12 protein-coding genes are annotated in these 15,930 nt (G+C 42.8%); 11 read left to right on the forward strand and 1 reads right to left on the reverse strand.

Going from position 1 to position 15,930, the window contains the following annotated elements:
• Positions 1 to 447 (reverse strand): hypothetical protein (locus OKC24_RS16405; RefSeq protein WP_265466024.1); only part of this gene is annotated, 447 nt, incomplete at its 3' end.
• Between the two features lie 368 nt (positions 448 to 815).
• On the opposite strand from OKC24_RS16405, the gene OKC24_RS16410 reads away from it, so the two are divergent.
• The 11 genes from OKC24_RS16410 (at position 816) to pnuC (ending at position 15,906) form a co-directional block, all read left to right on the forward strand.
• Positions 816 to 3,011, forward strand: coding sequence for a BapA/Bap/LapF family large adhesin (locus tag OKC24_RS16410; protein ID WP_213073155.1), 2,196 nt, complete (start codon positions 816 to 818; stop codon positions 3,009 to 3,011).
• Positions 3,012 to 3,155: 144 nt separating this feature from the next.
• Positions 3,156 to 4,670 carry a glycosyltransferase gene (locus OKC24_RS16415; protein WP_265466025.1) on the forward strand — a complete coding sequence of 505 codons (1,515 nt, stop codon included), beginning with the start codon at positions 3,156 to 3,158 and terminating at the stop codon, positions 4,668 to 4,670.
• A gap of 122 nt (positions 4,671 to 4,792) precedes the next feature.
• The gene (locus OKC24_RS16420; protein WP_130148180.1) at positions 4,793 to 6,313 is read left to right on the forward strand and encodes a TolC family protein; all 1,521 of its coding nucleotides are present in this window, start codon (positions 4,793 to 4,795) and stop codon (positions 6,311 to 6,313) included.
• Positions 6,310 to 8,457, forward strand: coding sequence for a type I secretion system permease/ATPase (locus OKC24_RS16425; protein WP_131277519.1), 2,148 nt, complete (start codon positions 6,310 to 6,312; stop codon positions 8,455 to 8,457). Before OKC24_RS16420 ends, OKC24_RS16425 begins: the two co-directional genes overlap by 4 nt.
• Entirely contained in the window at positions 8,432 to 9,610 is a 1,179-nt protein-coding gene (locus OKC24_RS16430; protein ID WP_265466026.1) for an HlyD family type I secretion periplasmic adaptor subunit, read from the forward strand. Before OKC24_RS16425 ends, OKC24_RS16430 begins: the two co-directional genes overlap by 26 nt.
• Before the next feature lie 126 nt (positions 9,611 to 9,736).
• Positions 9,737 to 10,222: a VOC family protein gene (locus OKC24_RS16435; RefSeq protein WP_130148186.1), complete on the forward strand. Its 486-nt coding sequence runs from the start codon at positions 9,737 to 9,739 to the stop codon at positions 10,220 to 10,222.
• A gap of 553 nt (positions 10,223 to 10,775) precedes the next feature.
• Positions 10,776 to 11,465 carry a GntR family transcriptional regulator gene (locus tag OKC24_RS16440; RefSeq protein WP_130148188.1) on the forward strand — a complete coding sequence of 230 codons (690 nt, stop codon included), beginning with the start codon at positions 10,776 to 10,778 and terminating at the stop codon, positions 11,463 to 11,465.
• 223 nt (positions 11,466 to 11,688) lie between these two features.
• Positions 11,689 to 11,814: a hypothetical protein gene (locus OKC24_RS16445; protein ID WP_265466027.1), complete on the forward strand. Its 126-nt coding sequence runs from the start codon at positions 11,689 to 11,691 to the stop codon at positions 11,812 to 11,814.
• Positions 11,811 to 12,977 (forward strand): phosphotransferase enzyme family protein, encoded by a 1,167-nt coding sequence (locus OKC24_RS16450; RefSeq protein WP_130148190.1) that lies wholly within the window; start codon positions 11,811 to 11,813, stop codon positions 12,975 to 12,977. Before OKC24_RS16445 ends, OKC24_RS16450 begins: the two co-directional genes overlap by 4 nt.
• 186 nt (positions 12,978 to 13,163) lie before the next feature.
• Positions 13,164 to 15,335 carry a TonB-dependent siderophore receptor gene (locus OKC24_RS16455; protein ID WP_131277515.1) on the forward strand — a complete coding sequence of 724 codons (2,172 nt, stop codon included), beginning with the start codon at positions 13,164 to 13,166 and terminating at the stop codon, positions 15,333 to 15,335.
• A 13-nt stretch (positions 15,336 to 15,348) separates the two neighbouring features.
• A complete protein-coding gene (gene pnuC / locus OKC24_RS16460; protein ID WP_131277513.1) occupies positions 15,349 to 15,906 on the forward strand; it encodes a nicotinamide riboside transporter PnuC in 558 nt (185 codons plus the stop codon).
• The last annotated feature ends 24 nt before the right edge of the window (positions 15,907 to 15,930 follow it).

Below are 15,930 nucleotides of genomic sequence, written 5' to 3' on the forward strand. Positions count from 1 at the left end.
GGCGTCTGAATCAGCGTCCACGTCGGCTTCTGAATCAGCGTCCACTTCGGCTTCTGAGTCTGCGTCTACCTCTGAGTCGGCGTCTACGTCAGCGTCTGAATCGGCATCCACTTCGGCTTCTGAATCAGCGTCTACGTCGGCTTCTGAATCTGAATCGGCTTCAGCGTCTGAATCCGCGTCTACGTCAGCGTCTGAATCAGCATCCTCTTCGGCTTCTGAATCAGCGTCAACGTCGGCTTCTGAATCTGAATCGGCTTCAGCGTCTGAATCCGCGTCTACGTCAGCGTCTGAATCTGCATCCACTTCGGCTTCTGAATCAGCGTCTACGTCGGCTTCTGAATCTGTATCGGCTTCAGCGTCTGAATCCGCGTCTACGTCAGCGTCTGAATCAGCATCCACTTCGGCTTCTGAATCAGCGTCCACGTCGGCTTCTGAATCAGCGTCCACGTCGGCTTCTGAGTCTGCGTCCACTTCGGCTTCTGAATCGGCATCCACTTCGGCGTCTGAATCAGCGTCCACTTCGGCTTCTGAATCAGCTTCTACGTCGGCTTCTGAATCTGCATCGTCGTCAGCCTCTGAATCAGCGTCTACGTCGGCTTCAGCGTCTGAATCGGCTTCAGCGTCTGAATCGGCATCCACGTCGGCTTCTGAGTCAGCGTCATTGTCAGAATCAACATCGATTTCTGAGTCNTTCTACGTCGGCTTCTGAATCTGCATCGTCGTCAGCCTCTGAATCAGCGTCTACGTCGGCTTCAGCGTCTGAATCGGCTTCAGCGTCTGAATCGGCATCCACGTCGGCTTCTGAGTCAGCGTCATTGTCAGAATCAACATCGATTTCTGAGTCTGAAAGTCTGTCTAAAATCGTAGATGCTAAAGACGATTTGGCTGAAATTCACTTGGATGTACCGGTAGTAAATAATCCTGCAAGCGTGAGTCAGACAGCGTTTATTCTTGCTGGTGTGAAATTGTTGAGTACGCTTGATTTATCTGTGCTGAATTTACAAGGTACACCATTTACGATAGATGTTGCTGAAGGCAGTGTACGAGATGTGACCTTAGGTTACTCAGGCAATACACTGATTAATCTTGGTACGCAGTCATTAGATTTATTCATGTATAAATTAAATGAAACTACCGGTAAATATGAGTTTGTACAGAAATTTGCAAATGAAGTGGATGTTTCTTTGTTCCCAGTGCTTAGCCGTATATCAGGCGATACCACCATTACAGGCCTAACAAAAGGTAAATATATCTTCTTATTGGGTAGCGCAACTGATGATGGTCTGCTTGATTTGAACGTTGGCACAATTGCTAAGATCACTACAATTTCCCAAAAAGATGTCACAAATGGTGAAACTGAAATTACAGGTAATGTTATTACGGGTCTTGGAGATATCAATACTCCAATCGGTACAGATGTAAATACAACAGGTGCAAAAGTCACATTGGTTGTTTCTGAAATAAACGATAGCGGTACAGCGTCTGTTGCAGGTACGGTAATTCAGGGGGCATACGGTAAGCTTACAATTCATGAAGATGGCAGTTACTCTTATGTGCGTGACCAAAAACTTGAAAATATTGGTAAAGTCGATACATTTACGTACACCATATCAAATGGAACGTCTTCAGATACGGCTCAGTTGAATATCCGTATAGACAGTAATGATGTTCAGGTTGTTTGGGATGATGTTCATCCAGCAGCAGATGGTGTGGTTACGATCACAGCGACTGATGATGCAGTATCTACAATTGGTCAAGTGTCTGTACTGGGTGAGGCTAATCGTTATGTGACAATTACTAGTCCAAATGGTTCATTGACAGATACAAATCGAATTGTAACAAGTGGGCACAGGGATAATCCTTTGGGTGATGCACTTGATATTGCAGCTACTGAAAACTCGAGTTTAATAACTGTTCAGGAAGGTGAAGTTGTTCAAATATCCTTAAAATCTTTAATCCCAACCGGTACGGGTTATGGGGTAAAAGTTGAAATCCAATTTAAGGATACTTCAGGCTTATTAGGTGGACTATTCCCTAATTATCAGACTGTTGATAATTGGACTTCTACAACTAATGGTCAAGCACATAGCTTTGAATTGAATGCGAGTACATTTGGAGCCATCTCTGGTGAATATCGAATTAAAGTAACATCTATTCATACTGGGACTGGTGCAAATATTACAGCACAATTTGGTGTAATTGATGTAGAAACCATTGTTTATTCACCTGGTCTTTACAAAGTTACAGATGCGGCGCCTATTGCAGGTAATCTATTTGATAATGATGTATTGGGCGCAACTTCCGGCATCAGTATTAAAGTTGCTGACACTGCAGCTGGCCTATCTACTGCAACAGCAATTAGTACGCCTCAGACAATTGTTAGAGAAAGTGGAACATTAACTGTTAACTCTGATGGTACATATAAGTTTGATCAGGTCGCGGATTCATCGCATATTGGTAAAGTAGAAACTTTCTACTATGAATTTACAACGCCTGCTGGTAGTTCGAATATCGCGAAAATTGAGGTATTGGTTGATTCAGGATCTGTTTACATGGATCGCGATGGAACTGGTGTTGTTGATGGCACTACTGGTAATGACTTACTGGTAAGTTTAGGTGGAAACGAAACATTCCATGGTGTTAATGGCAATGATACGCTGATATACAACTTGCTGAGTAAGGTCGATGCAACAGGAGGAAATGGTACTGGACTCAATGGCGGTGATAATTGGGCTGACTTTACTCTAGGTTCATTGAGCAATACAAATAGCGATTATGTCGATATTCGTGAGCTACTAGATGGACAAACGGTCAATTCAGGAAATATTAGTCAATATATCGGCATCCGTTTCGAAAACAATCATGCAGTTCTGACGATTGACCGAGATGGGGCAGGAACTACGTTCACGAATAAAGTTGATCTAGTTACTTTGGGTGGTATAGATATCACGAATCATACAGAACAGGATATTTTGCAGCAGCTGTTAACGAATAACCAAATTATTTACTAATGTGTAAATAAAGATTGAATAAAAAAGAGGCTCTTAGGAGCCTCTTTTTTTTGTTAATAAACGTAACTTTTACGAAAAAAAATGGAAAATGATTTAAAATTTATTTATTTAAATTAATAATTTATAAGATATATTGAGGGTTTTATGACGGATTATAAAAATTTTTATTTCTGTAATTTGGACTTCGGAAAGCAGTTAACAGGTGTAGAGCGCGCAGCGCTAAAAAGAGCTCGGCTTTTCAAAAATTATTTTGGCATATCTGCTGTATTTTTAACGAGCAGATTCAATACAGAGCTCGATGAAAATCTAAAAAAAATTGGCTGGATGCCAAAATCTTGTGATGTGCTGAATGTGTATGAATATTTGAGGGGCGGATACACCAATGAGTTAAAAATCAGCAATCATTTTGCTTTAGATCAATCACTGTACAACGTAGTTGAAGTTGATGTGAATCCTATGCATGAAAAATGGATCTCTAAAGTCGATCAAAATTTCTACAAATATGTCGTGTGGAATAATATAAAAAAAGAAAAAATCGTTTTTGTTAACAATCTATTTAACAACAAAATTATAAAAAGAGAAAAATTTGATAAAAATGGAAGGCTCTTTGCAATTCAAGAATTGGATGAAAATGGGAAAGTGACAATTGAAGACCTCATTCATATTGATGGCCATTTAGTACTGCAAAGATATTTTGGTGAAAATAGCCGATTATTAAAAATTGTTTTATTTACTCAATCTGGAATGGTCGATCAGATTTTTACAGGTGAAGAACAATTGGTTGATTATTGGCTTAGGAAGATCATTGATATTAATGAAAAGTCATGCTTTATTATAGATAGGAACCCGAATTGGAATATTGCTTTAAGAAATTTTCATGAACAAAATGGTCAAAAAAGCATATCTATCTTCCATAGCAGTCATTTGGTTGAAAGGGAAGATGATATTATGACAGGTCAATTAAACTCTAATTTTAAATATGTACTTGAGAAGAAATATACTGTTGATCATATTATTACTCTGACAGATCATCAAAAAATAGATATCCAAAAAAGATTTAATCAGGTCGATAATATAACAGCCATTCCACACAGTATTGATGATGAACCGGAAAAAATTATATTTAAACAGCGTGATCCTAATAAAATTGTTGCTCTCTGCCGTTTAGCGCCAGAAAAACAAGTGGTAGATATGGTTTTGATGATGAGTGAACTATTAAAGACCAATCCTGCAATGCAGCTTTATATTTATGGGGATGGCGGGGAGAAGACAAATATTATTAATAAAATAAATGAGTTAAACTTAAATCGTAATATTCATTTAATAGGTTATGTTGAAGATATTTCGAAGGCTTACAATGACGCAGTTTTTTCATTGCTGACGAGCCGCTGTGAAGGTTTTTCATTGGCTGTTTTAGAGAGCCTTTGCCATGGTGTTCCTGCAGCTTCTTATGATATTCCTTATGGCCCATCAAGCATGATTCAAAATAATGTAAATGGAATACTTGTAGAGCATGGAAATTATAAAATGATGGCTCAGGAAATTTCAAAAATATTAAGTGCTAAAGGAAAGCTGGAGAAAATGTCACAAAGCGCTTACGGTTCTATTGCTAAGTATAAAGAAGATAACGTAGCAAAAATATGGAAAGCATTAATTTAAAATAACAGTATGGAAAAAAGCAGTTTTAATGCCGCTTTTCTGATTAAAAAGGAATTAGGATTATATTTTTAATATAGTCCTGCTATATAAAAATATGCAAGGGTTAAAAATAAATTTATATAATGAGTACTATTAAATTAAGGTTAGGGCTGATTTTATTACTGCCTATACCTCTGGCTTTACAGCAAGTGCAGGCAGCTGCATTTCAAGACTATTTAAATTCAGCCAAAAAAGAAGTTAGTCAAATATTTAATCCTCAGCAAAGCGCCAGCAACAAAATCAGCATTCAAGCATTAAGCAGCTTTCAGCTGCAACAGCCTCAGCAGCGGGAAACGCTGCCTGTGGTTACAGGCTCTAGAGCAATGACAGGCGCTCCAGCAGCCTCAGTTTTGAACGGTCAGCCATCCGGCAGAATGGAAGTATCGCTGATTGATGCAATACATCAGGCTTTACAGCAGCATCCGAATATCGCACAAAATATTGCCAGCATGGCTGGGCAAAATGCCAATATAGATACAGCAAAATCGCAGTACTATCCGCAAATTTCAGGCGGTATCAGCAGCGCCGATTTGACCACTGGAGAGCGGGGCAGGCAGCTGTATACTTTGTCCGCAACACAGATGCTGTATGACTTCGGCAAAGTCAAAACATCTGTAAATACAGAAGAAGCTAAATTGCTGGAAAAGCAGGCATCATTGCTTGTCAGTGTGGATGATATTGCCTATCAGACGGTCAATGCCATTGTGAATATCAACCGCTATCAAGAAATTGTAAAAATTGCCGATCAGCAGATTAAAGGGGTTGCCCGCATTGCGGAAATTGCTAATTTGCGCGCCAATGCCGGCATCAGCAGCCAGGCCGATCCAGTACAGGCGCAATCCACTTTAGAAGCGGCGCAAAGCAATAAAATTGTGCAGGAAACAGCGCTGCGTCAGTATCAGCAGAAGCTGAGAACATTGTTAGGCTATGATGTTTCGGCGGTGAAATTTAATATTCCCGATTATATCGTGCGAAATGCAGGATTATATCAAGATCCTGAATTTACAAGGATTCCAGAGATGATGGCGGCGCAGGCTGAAGTTGAAATTGCCAAATCGCAAAAAGAACAGGCAAAGCTGAATGCCTATCCCACCATTAATATCAAGGGCGGCCTCAGCCAAGCCTTAAATGGACGTAACCCAAATAACAACGAAGATGACGGCCTCTACAGTTCCATCATGCTCGAAGCCAGCAGTGATTTCTTTCAAGGCGGCGCAATCCGCTCGAGAGCGCGTTCGGCCAGTTATGCAGAAGAAGCCGCTAAGGCGCAGGTCAATGTTGTATATCGAGATGTCAATGATCAGGTGCGCTTAATCAGGGAGCAAGTCGCGAATAAGCAAAAGCAGATGGAGGTTCTGTCTTCGCGCAGAGAAACGACGGCACGCACCAAGGAGCTGTATCAGGAGCAATATAAATTAGGAACACGTACCGTTGTTGATTTATTAAATGCCGAGCAGTCTATTCATAGCGTGGCGCAAGAAATAGAAAATGCCAGATATGATATTTATTCAGGCTTGACCGAATATATTAGGGTCACAGGCCGTTCTCGAGAATTTTATCAGTTAAATAACTTATCTATTCAAGGGATTGAGATAGAGCCATGAGCAATTCTATACAATATCAGCCATGGCTAAATGCCGTACTCACCATTGCCAAGCATTACCGCATGGAACCCTCGGAAGAGCGGCTGCGGTTACAGCTGGATTGGAATCCAAATCAGACCGTTGATGAGGTGCTGGGCACGGTATGCCGCCAAATAGGCTTAAGCCTGAGAAAAAGCAGCTTCAGTGAAGATGTGCTGAATCCTTGGCGTTTGCCTGTCATTATTGAAATGCAAAATGGGCAAGTCGGCGTTTTGGATAAGGTGGATGCTGAAGGCAATGCCAGCATTCAATTCAGCGGCGATCAAGGCCTGGCACAGGTTTTAACGATTGACCTGCTTAAGCAGAATACGGCCAATGTCTACATTTTGCGGCCAGAAAAATCCATTGCCGATGTCCGTGTCGATGAATATGTTAAGCCTTATGAAGCCAGCTGGTTTTGGTCAATTGTGCTGAAAGACTGGAAGCGCTATGTTGATATTATGTTTGCCTCGATGATGGCGAATATACTTGCGCTGGCCACCATTTTATTTTCGATGAATGTTTATGACCGCGTCATTCCTGCACAGTCTATTCCGACTTTATGGGTGCTGGCGGGCGGTGTGCTGATTGCGGCTGTTTTTGAGTTTGGCCTGCGGGTTGCGCGGATTTACTTATCAGACATCATTGGCAAGCGCGCCGATTTAAAAATTTCTGACCGGGTGTTTGGACATGCGCTTAGAATTAAAAATAAAGAGCGTTCAAAATCTACAGGCACCTTTATTTCACAAATCCGTGAATTGGAAGGTGTGCGGGAATTAGTGACCTCAACGACAATTTCGGCAATTGCAGATCTGCCATTCTTTTTACTGTTTCTGGCGATTTTCTGGCTGATTGGCGGCAATCTGTTTTGGGTGATGGTGCTGGTAGTCCCTTTGATGATTATTCCGGGCATTCTTATTCAAAAGCCTTTAGCGAAGCTGGCGTCTGAAGGCATGCGTGAAGGCGCAATCCGCAATGCCACACTGGTCGAAGCTGTGCAGGGCATTGAGGATATCAAGCTGCTGCGCGCTGAGTCACGCTTTCAAAATCAATGGAATCACATGAATGAAGTTTCTGCGGATATTTCAATGCGCCAGCGCAAACTGGTGGGCGTGATGACCGCATGGACGCAGAAAATTCAGGGCTTAACTTTTGCCATTGTTGTGCTGGTCGGCTGCTTTGCAGTAATGAAGGGTGATATGACGACAGGCGCATTGGTTGCATGTTCGATTTTATCCTCACGGATGCTGGCGCCGATTGCGCAAATTACGGGTGTATTGGGCCGGCTGCAGCAGGCTAAGGTGGCAAAATCCAGTCTGGACGAGCTGATGAAGAAACCGGTTGATCAGCCTGAGCAAGCGCATTTGATTCATCGTCCAGCCATTATGGGGCATTACGAGTTAAACAATGTCATTTTCCAATATGAACAGGATGATGAGCGCGCCTCTTTGGCGATTCCTAAACTGGAAATAAAGCCCGGCGAAAAAATTGCAATTCTGGGCCGCAATGGCGCGGGCAAGTCGACATTGCTGCAGCTGCTGTCCGGTATGCAGGAGCCTGTGCAAGGCAAAATTAAACTGGATGGCATTGATTTAGGGTTAATTGACCCATCGGATGTACGCCGGGATATGGGGCTGCTGAATCAGAATGCGCATTTGTTTTTTGGTTCTGTGCGGGAAAATTTAAAATTGGGCGCACCTTTGGCGAATGACGATGAAATTCTGCATGTGTTGAAAATTACAGGCGCTTTAAATTTTGTCATGGATAAGAAAGAAGGCTTGGATTACCAAATTTTAGAAGGCGGCATCGGCTTCTCTGGCGGCCAGCGTCAAGCTTTGCTGCTGACCCGCTTGCTGCTGCGCCAGCCGAATATTCTTTTGCTGGATGAGCCGACAGCGGCCATTGATGATGTGTCAGAAAAAATGCTGATCGATCAGCTAAAATCATGGCTTGGACAAAGAACATTAGTGATTGCTACACACCGCCGGGCAGTGCTGGAACTGGTTGACCGCATTATTGTGGTGCATGAGGGCCGAATTGTGATGGATGGGCCAAAAGAACAAGTATTAAAACAGTCAACATTGAATCAGGGGCAGAAGAATGAGTCAGCACGGCAAGCCGGGTAAATTAAGGGAAACAGAACCAAGTTTGCCAAAACCAAGCCTATTCATTTGGATCATCTGCCTTGGGCTGCTGGCTTTGCTGATATGGGCATGGCTGTTTAAGCTGGAAGAGGTATCCAATGGCACGGGTAAGGTGATTCCATCTTCCAAGGAACAAGTGATTCAATCGCTGGAAGGCGGGATCTTGACGAAATTAAATGTGCATGAAGGGCAAATTGTTGAACAGGGGCAAGTGCTGGCTCAGCTCGATCCAACGCGTTTTGCATCGAATGTCGGCGAGTCTGCTTCATTGCTGCTGTCTTCTCAAGCAACTGCTGCGCGGCTGCGTGCAGAAGTGAATGGCGCATCATTGAAATTTCCTGCGGAAGTGCTGAAAGATCCAGCTTTGGTGAAAGAAGAAACTGCGCTGTATCACTCGCGCCGCGCCAATTTGGAAGAATCTCTGGCGGGGCTGAAGCAAGCGCTGGTTTTAGTTGATCAGGAATTGAGGATGACTGAACCCTTAGTCGCCAAGGGGGCAGCCAGTGAAGTTGAAGTGCTGCGTCTAAAGCGTCAAGCCAATGAACTGCGCAATCAGATGAATGATGCGCAAAACCAATATCTTGTAAAAGCGCGTGAAGAACTGGCAAAGGCCAATACCGATATTGAAACGCAATCGCAGGTAGTAAAAGGCAAGTCAGATTCACTGAGCCGTACAGTATTTAAATCACCGGTGCGGGGCATTATTAAAGAAATTGATGTGATGACCATTGGCGGCGTCATTGCGCAAAACGGCAAGCTGATGACCATCGTGCCTTTAGATGAACAGCTGCTGGTCGAAGCGCGAATTTCGCCGCGCGATATTGCTTTTATTCATCCGGAGCAGGAAGCGCTGGTGAAGATTACAGCATATGATTATTCCATTTATGGCGGACTCAAAGGCAAAGTTACAGTGATTTCGCCGGATACGCTGCGTGATGAAGTAAAGCAGGATCAATTCTATTACCGTGTTTATATTCGCACTGATGCAGATAAATTGCAGAATAAAGAAGGCAAGCAGTTTGCAATTACCCCCGGCATGGTGGCAACAGTAGATATTAAAACCGGTGAAAAAACTGTGCTGGATTATTTGATTAAACCATTCAATAAGGCGCAGGAAGCATTAAGAGAAAGGTAGTTCTTTATTGCTTCAATCACACTGCCCAGTTGTAAAATCAAATTGTAAAAGATCTTTAGGCAGATATGCGTACCGCGTTAAAGTCATGCAAAATAGTCTGAATCTAGTCTTGTTAGGAGATGTGAAATGACAAAAATAGCAAAGAACACAATCTGCCTTTGGTACGATGACAATGCTGAGGAGGCTGCAAAATTTTATGCAAAGACCTTTCCCGATTCTTTTGTCAGTGCGGTGCACCGCGCGCCAGGAGATTATCCTTCAGGGCAAGAAGGGGATGTGCTGACAGTTGAGTTTACTGTGCTTGGGGTGGCATGCCTTGGACTCAATGGCGGCCCTGCATTCAAGCATAACGAAGCCTTCTCATTTCAAGTTTCCACCGAAGATCAAAATGAAACGGACCGTTACTGGAATGCGATTGTTGGCCATGGCGGTCAGGAAAGTGACTGCGGCTGGTGTAAGGACAAGTGGGGCATTTCATGGCAAATTACGCCGATTGCTTTAACAAAGGCATTTACTAGTCCAGACCGCGCAGCTGCCAAACGGGCGTTTGACGCAATGATGACTATGAAGAAAATTGATGTCGCGGCAATTGAGGCTGCATTCCGCGGTTGAAATTTGCGCATGAAGGTATGGTGAATATGAATTTAAGCCGTGTGGCGAAATGGCTCGATTAAAGCTGTCATGCGCAGTGTTTTGACGGCTGCAGTCCATTCGCGGATTGCGCAACCAGAATATGAACCGAAAAACTAAAAATCACTGTTTCAGTTGTTTAGCTGTAACTGATAAATCTAAAAAACCCTTCAACTTCTCCTTAAAGGGTTTTTTGAGGCAGTTTATTTGATTTTTCCTATAGTTTTGTTTGGATATGGAGTTAATTGTAGCAATGACTGATCATCCGCGAAAGATAGGGGGAAATGGAGCATCAAGCCAGTTCATCGGTCAACCCATTATGATCAATTAATAGATAGACCAATTAGCTGGACAAAGAATGCAATGGTTAAAGTTGATTTTTATTCTTAATAAATCAAATGGCATATCCTATAATTCTAAATCTAGAATTGAATTTAGCTGCCGATGCTGTCATTACTGATATCTAAGGCTGTAAGCAAGAAGCTTTCTGAGCCGAATATCTAGGCAAAATGCACTGTTATAGAGGACTGAATAAATGAAATATATGGAAATCAGAGATTTGATTGGGCAGGAGCTAAAAAGTTATGCTCCCAATCAGCTGATTCCATCAGAGCGCTATCTGGCGCTGAAATATCAGTGCTCTAGAGAAACCATCCGTAAGGCCTATGAGCAGCTGCGTGCGGAAGACAAAATTTATAAAGTGCATAATGTGGGCTGGTTTGTTAGCAACAAAAAAATTCAGTACTACCCAGCATCGATTGAAAATTTTAACAGCTATCTAAAAGCGCAAGGTTTTAACGCTAAAACAGAACTGATTTCAGCACAGCAGGTTGATGTTTTTGCAGGCTCAGATTTATTTGATGCAGCCATCGGCGCACAGGGCTTTTATGAAATTATCCGCTTGCGTTACGCAGACAATGTGCCGGTCCTATTGGAATATAATTATCTGCCTGTTGCATTATTTCCTGGCTTTATCAATTATGAAATCATTCCATCTGTGGAAGAGGTGGTTAAAAATCAGTTTAATGTTAAATACAGCAGCAGCCGTTTAAAGATTAAAAATACCGCTGCTGATGAATTTGATGGAAAACAGCTGGGCATCCCATCCAGCCAAACCGCAATCCGGATTGAGCGCATATCAAAATCTGATAATCAAGTGATTGAATTTGATATTGAAATATGGCCTGAAGATAAAATTGAAATGAATATGGAAATCTATGCTTAAGCTGATCTTTCATTCAGCAATATTCTGAATACATCGATTGATGGATCGATAATTAAATTCGCTGCGGATAAACCAATGGAAAATAGTGAACTGAAATTTAAATGATATTTATAGATAGATCGAATAAATAGTTTAAAAAAATAATTTAATCAGTAAATAATATTGGTATGTACCACTTATATCTAATACATTTCGCACTGTTTTATCGGGTGCGGGATGATGCATGGCTAAAAGTTTTCAATATGACAATAATCGTCAAGATCGCTGGCTGGGCTTAAACCTCTTCAGCTGTTTGAATGCTCCACTATATGTGTTTGATGCTTATCGACTTTTGGGTGCTGCCGCATGATGGACCAAACCAAAAATTTGGGTCATGGCATGGGAGAAAGTCCAGAAACTAAAGATTGGCTGGATATTTCCAGCAGTGATCTGCATTCACTTCAGCAGCACTATCCGCAACTCATTGGTCAGCAGACTATTTTATGGCGCAGCCCGCGTCCATTTTCAGCAGCACTATTACTGCAGGTAAATGATCAGATCTTTTTTGTTAAACGCAGCAGCCGTTTATTCCGCAGTGCGCAAGATTTACAGCAAGAACATCAACTGATCCGTTATTTAGATGCACAAGGTATCGATGTACCCAAAATTATCTCTGCACATCATGGCGCAACGGCAGTGGAATTGGGAGAGTGGAGCTATGAAGTGCATGAAAAAGCGCAGGGTGTAGATCCTTATGCCAATCAGCTGTCATGGAAACCGTTTTTCTATGCAGAGCATGCCGCCAAAGCAGGTAAAAAATTAGCAGAACTGCATCAAGCGGCAAAGCATTATCCAGTCACTCAGGGGCGAAGCGCCGAGCAGTTGATTTCAAATCAAGACTTGCTGGAAAGCGAAAACATCCATTTAGCTATTTCGCATCGCATTCAAAATAGCCCAGCGCTGAGTGCATATTTTGCAGATAAAGTTCTAGATGAAACATGGTTGAAGCAGCTGAGCAGTGTGCATAGCCAGATTAAAAGCACAATGCAGCAGGTATCCAAAATTTGGACCCATAACGACTTTCATGCTTCTAATTTACTGTGGTCAGATGCCAGTGATGCTGCTGAGATTACAACCGTTATTGATTTTGGTTTAGCGGATCGCTGCAGTGCTATTTATGATTTGGCAGTGGCAATTGAGCGAAATTTTATCGATTGGCTGGTGTTGGCGCAGGGGCCTGATCTTTATATTGATGAAGCAGGATTGACTGCTTTTATTCAGGCCTATATTGAGCAGGCAGGATTTAGTCCAGAACTGCATATACTGCCAGAATTGATCAAAATTGTGCATAGCGATTTTGCACTGTCTGAGCTGGAATACTTCGCGGGTATTACTCAAAACATCAAACATGCCGATGCAGCCTACTATGACTGGCTCATTGCACATCCTGCATGGTTCTTCCAGCCGCAAGGCCTGCAATTCTGTCAAAAATTGGCGCAGTTGATTCAGTCTTATAAGGCCCTTGAGTCATGATGCAGCCTCAGATGTTCAAGACCTTTTTAATCAGCATTCAGCCTGTAATCAATAATTCGTGCATCTTTGCCGCGCCAAACATATTCACTTCTATTTCAAAAAAATATAAATTTCATCGCCAAACCATCACGTCTGCACCTTGCAGATTGATGCAGCGCGCTTTAGGGAAAAATGGAAAGGTTAAACATGAATCTTCAATTTAAGCAAAATTCATTGGTACTGGCAGTTAAAGCTGCGGTTCTGTCACAGCTGTGCTGGGTGCCGTCAGCCTTTGCTGAAGACGCAGTTAAAAAATTGGAAACCATTACTGTTACAGCACCGCAAGCAGCTGATCAAGAAAAAAATACTGTTGCACTGCAAGGTTTTGGCACAAAAGAGCTGAAGAAAGCAGCGGCTTCAATTACTGTACTGAATGCTAAATTGCTGGAAGATCAGCATGCACGCATTTTAGCGGATGTCGTTAAAAATGATGCCTCTGTCGGGGACAGCTATGCGCCGATTGGCTATTACTCAAATTTTGTATCACGCGGCTTTACGCTGGATTTAGGATCAAGCTACTTGCTGAATGGCAATGTGGTGCGCGGGGAGCAAAACCTATCTTTAGAAAATAAAGAGCGGGTCGAAATTCTAAAAGGCATTTCGGCCATTCAAAGCGGCATGTCTACACCCGGCGGTGTGGTGAATTATGTGACTAAGCGTCCGAAAGAGGTGAAAGCTGCCAGTGTCAATGTCGATGAAAACGGTCAATTCTCGATAGCGGCCGATGTTGGCGGTTTTGCGGGCAGCGAGCAGCAGCTGGGTTACCGCGTAAATTTAGTCGATGAACGCATCAACAGCTATGTCGATCATGTGGGCGGTAAACGCTATATGGGTTCATTGGCGCTGGATTGGAATGTGACAGATCAGTCTGCATTGCAGTTTGATATAGAGGCGCAGCGTCAGCAGCAACGTTCTGTTCCGGGCTATCAGCTGCTGGATGGCAAAGTGCCGCAAAATGTGCAGCCAGAGCGTTTGCTGGCTTACCAAAGCTGGGGCAAACCCGTCACCATGGACAGCATAAACAGCAGTTTAAAATACAGCTATGCCTTGAATGATCTTTGGACGGCTAATTTAGTTGGCGCATATAGCCGAGTGAAAATTGATGATTATTCTACATTCGCATGGGGCTGCTACAGCAGTGTTTGCCAGTATAGCGGTTTAGGCAATGGCTTTGATGCTAACGGCAATTACGATATTTATGACTATCAAAACCCAGACGATACCTATGTCACTCGCCAGTTAAAAGCACAGCTGCAAGGACAATGGTCATTGGCTAATACTTTGCATCATGTAAATCTTGAGCTGGCGCAAACTAATAAATCGCGTAAACGTTCTGACCGTGTCAATGAATATATAGGCGTGGGGAATATCTATGAAGATACCATTGATTTTGCCCCGACGACTGAACAAGTCGGCCCACGCACCAAGGCGCTGGACAGTTCTCAATGGGCCATCACCGCTTCTGATCGAATCGAATTTGGAAAGCAATGGTCTGCGCTATTGGGCGGCAAATGGATTCATTTGGATGAGCAGGCCTATAGCCGTAAAGCCGTGCAAACCCGTGACACCAATTTAGATAAATTCCTGCCGCAGCTGGCATTAAGCTACAGCCCAAACGATGATGCAACTGTATATGCATCTTATGCCAAAGGTCTATCGGATGGCCGTTCTGCCGCATGGTATGCAGAAAATGGTGACGATATCTTGGCGCCGATTAATTCTGAACAGTATGAAGTAGGCTATAAACAGCAAATCAATCAATTCCTATTCACTGCGGCGCTGTTTGATTTACGTCAGGACAATCAATATACCGCTATAAATCCTGCGGATGGCAAATACTATTTTATTCAAGAAGGCGAACAGCAGAGCCGAGGTGTAGAACTTGGACTGTCGGGTAATATCACACCGCGACTGAGCATGAACAGCAGCATGGCATTTACTCGTACACGTTTGGATGGTGTATCTAACCCAGATTATGCAGACCATCAAATGCAAAATGCACCTAAATTCCGTATCGCCAGTTTTGTCACTTATGATCTGCCGCAAGTAGAGGGTTTAAAACTGATGGCAGGCGGGCGCTATAGCTCGAGTAAATTTGCCAACCGTGAAGCCACAGCCAAAGTGGGCGGTTATAGCGTATTTGATGCTGGCGCGGCCTATGCCTTCAAATGGAATAAAACCGATGCAGAACTGCGCTTAAATGTAGACAACCTATTGAATAAAAAATATTGGCGAGATGTTGGTGAGTCGGATGGTGATGGTTACATGTTCCTTGGCGCACCGCGTACAGCGAATTTAGCCCTTAAATTGAATTTCTAAGCAGGTATCACACATGTCTCATTTAGAAATCGCCGCCTTTATTTTAAATGTATTGGGTGTTTGGTTGACCTCTAAACAGTACCGCATTTGCTGGCTGGTGAATATTGTCGCGGTGATTCTCTATATGATTTTGTTTTACCAAGTGAATTTATTTGCAGATGCCGCGCTGCAAGCTGTATTTGTCATTATGCAAATTTACGGTTGGTATAGTTGGTCTAAAGCCACTGTAGATCGGCCTTTACGCGCTGGCTATATGCAAAAGCCAATCATGCTCAAAAGTATTGCAATTGGTGCAGTAGGCGGCTTGTTTTTAGGCTTGCTGTTTTCTGTCTATACCCAAGCTTCCTTACCGTGGCTGGATTCGATGCTGGCCTCATTCAGCTTAGTTGCCAGTTATTGGGCGGCAAAAAAATATATTGAAAGCTGGGCCATGTGGTGCATTTTAGATGCCATTTATGTGCTGATGTATTTATATAAATCACTGAATCTGACTGCGTTCTTATATTTTCTGTTTATTTTGCTGGCATTGAATGGCTGGCGGATGTGGAAACAGCAATGGAAAGCCGAATAGCAAAATACCGTGATGCTGTAATGA

The sequence above is a fragment of the Acinetobacter entericus genome (genome assembly GCF_026168575.1).
Lineage (GTDB): Bacteria > Pseudomonadota > Gammaproteobacteria > Pseudomonadales > Moraxellaceae > Acinetobacter > Acinetobacter bouvetii.

Coding starts and splice junctions, on each gene's coding strand:
- OKC24_RS16415 (WP_265466025.1), top strand. CDS start 3,156: ATGACGGATTATAAAAATTTTTATTTCTGTAATTTGGACTTCGGAAAG.
- OKC24_RS16420 (WP_130148180.1), top strand. CDS start 4,793: ATGAGTACTATTAAATTAAGGTTAGGGCTGATTTTATTACTGCCTATA.
- OKC24_RS16425 (WP_131277519.1), top strand. CDS start 6,310: ATGAGCAATTCTATACAATATCAGCCATGGCTAAATGCCGTACTCACC.
- OKC24_RS16430 (WP_265466026.1), top strand. CDS start 8,432: ATGAGTCAGCACGGCAAGCCGGGTAAATTAAGGGAAACAGAACCAAGT.
- OKC24_RS16435 (WP_130148186.1), top strand. CDS start 9,737: ATGACAAAAATAGCAAAGAACACAATCTGCCTTTGGTACGATGACAAT.
- OKC24_RS16440 (WP_130148188.1), top strand. CDS start 10,776: ATGAAATATATGGAAATCAGAGATTTGATTGGGCAGGAGCTAAAAAGT.
- OKC24_RS16445 (WP_265466027.1), top strand. CDS start 11,689: ATGGCTAAAAGTTTTCAATATGACAATAATCGTCAAGATCGCTGGCTG.
- OKC24_RS16450 (WP_130148190.1), top strand. CDS start 11,811: ATGATGGACCAAACCAAAAATTTGGGTCATGGCATGGGAGAAAGTCCA.
- OKC24_RS16455 (WP_131277515.1), top strand. CDS start 13,164: ATGAATCTTCAATTTAAGCAAAATTCATTGGTACTGGCAGTTAAAGCT.
- pnuC (WP_131277513.1), top strand. CDS start 15,349: ATGTCTCATTTAGAAATCGCCGCCTTTATTTTAAATGTATTGGGTGTT.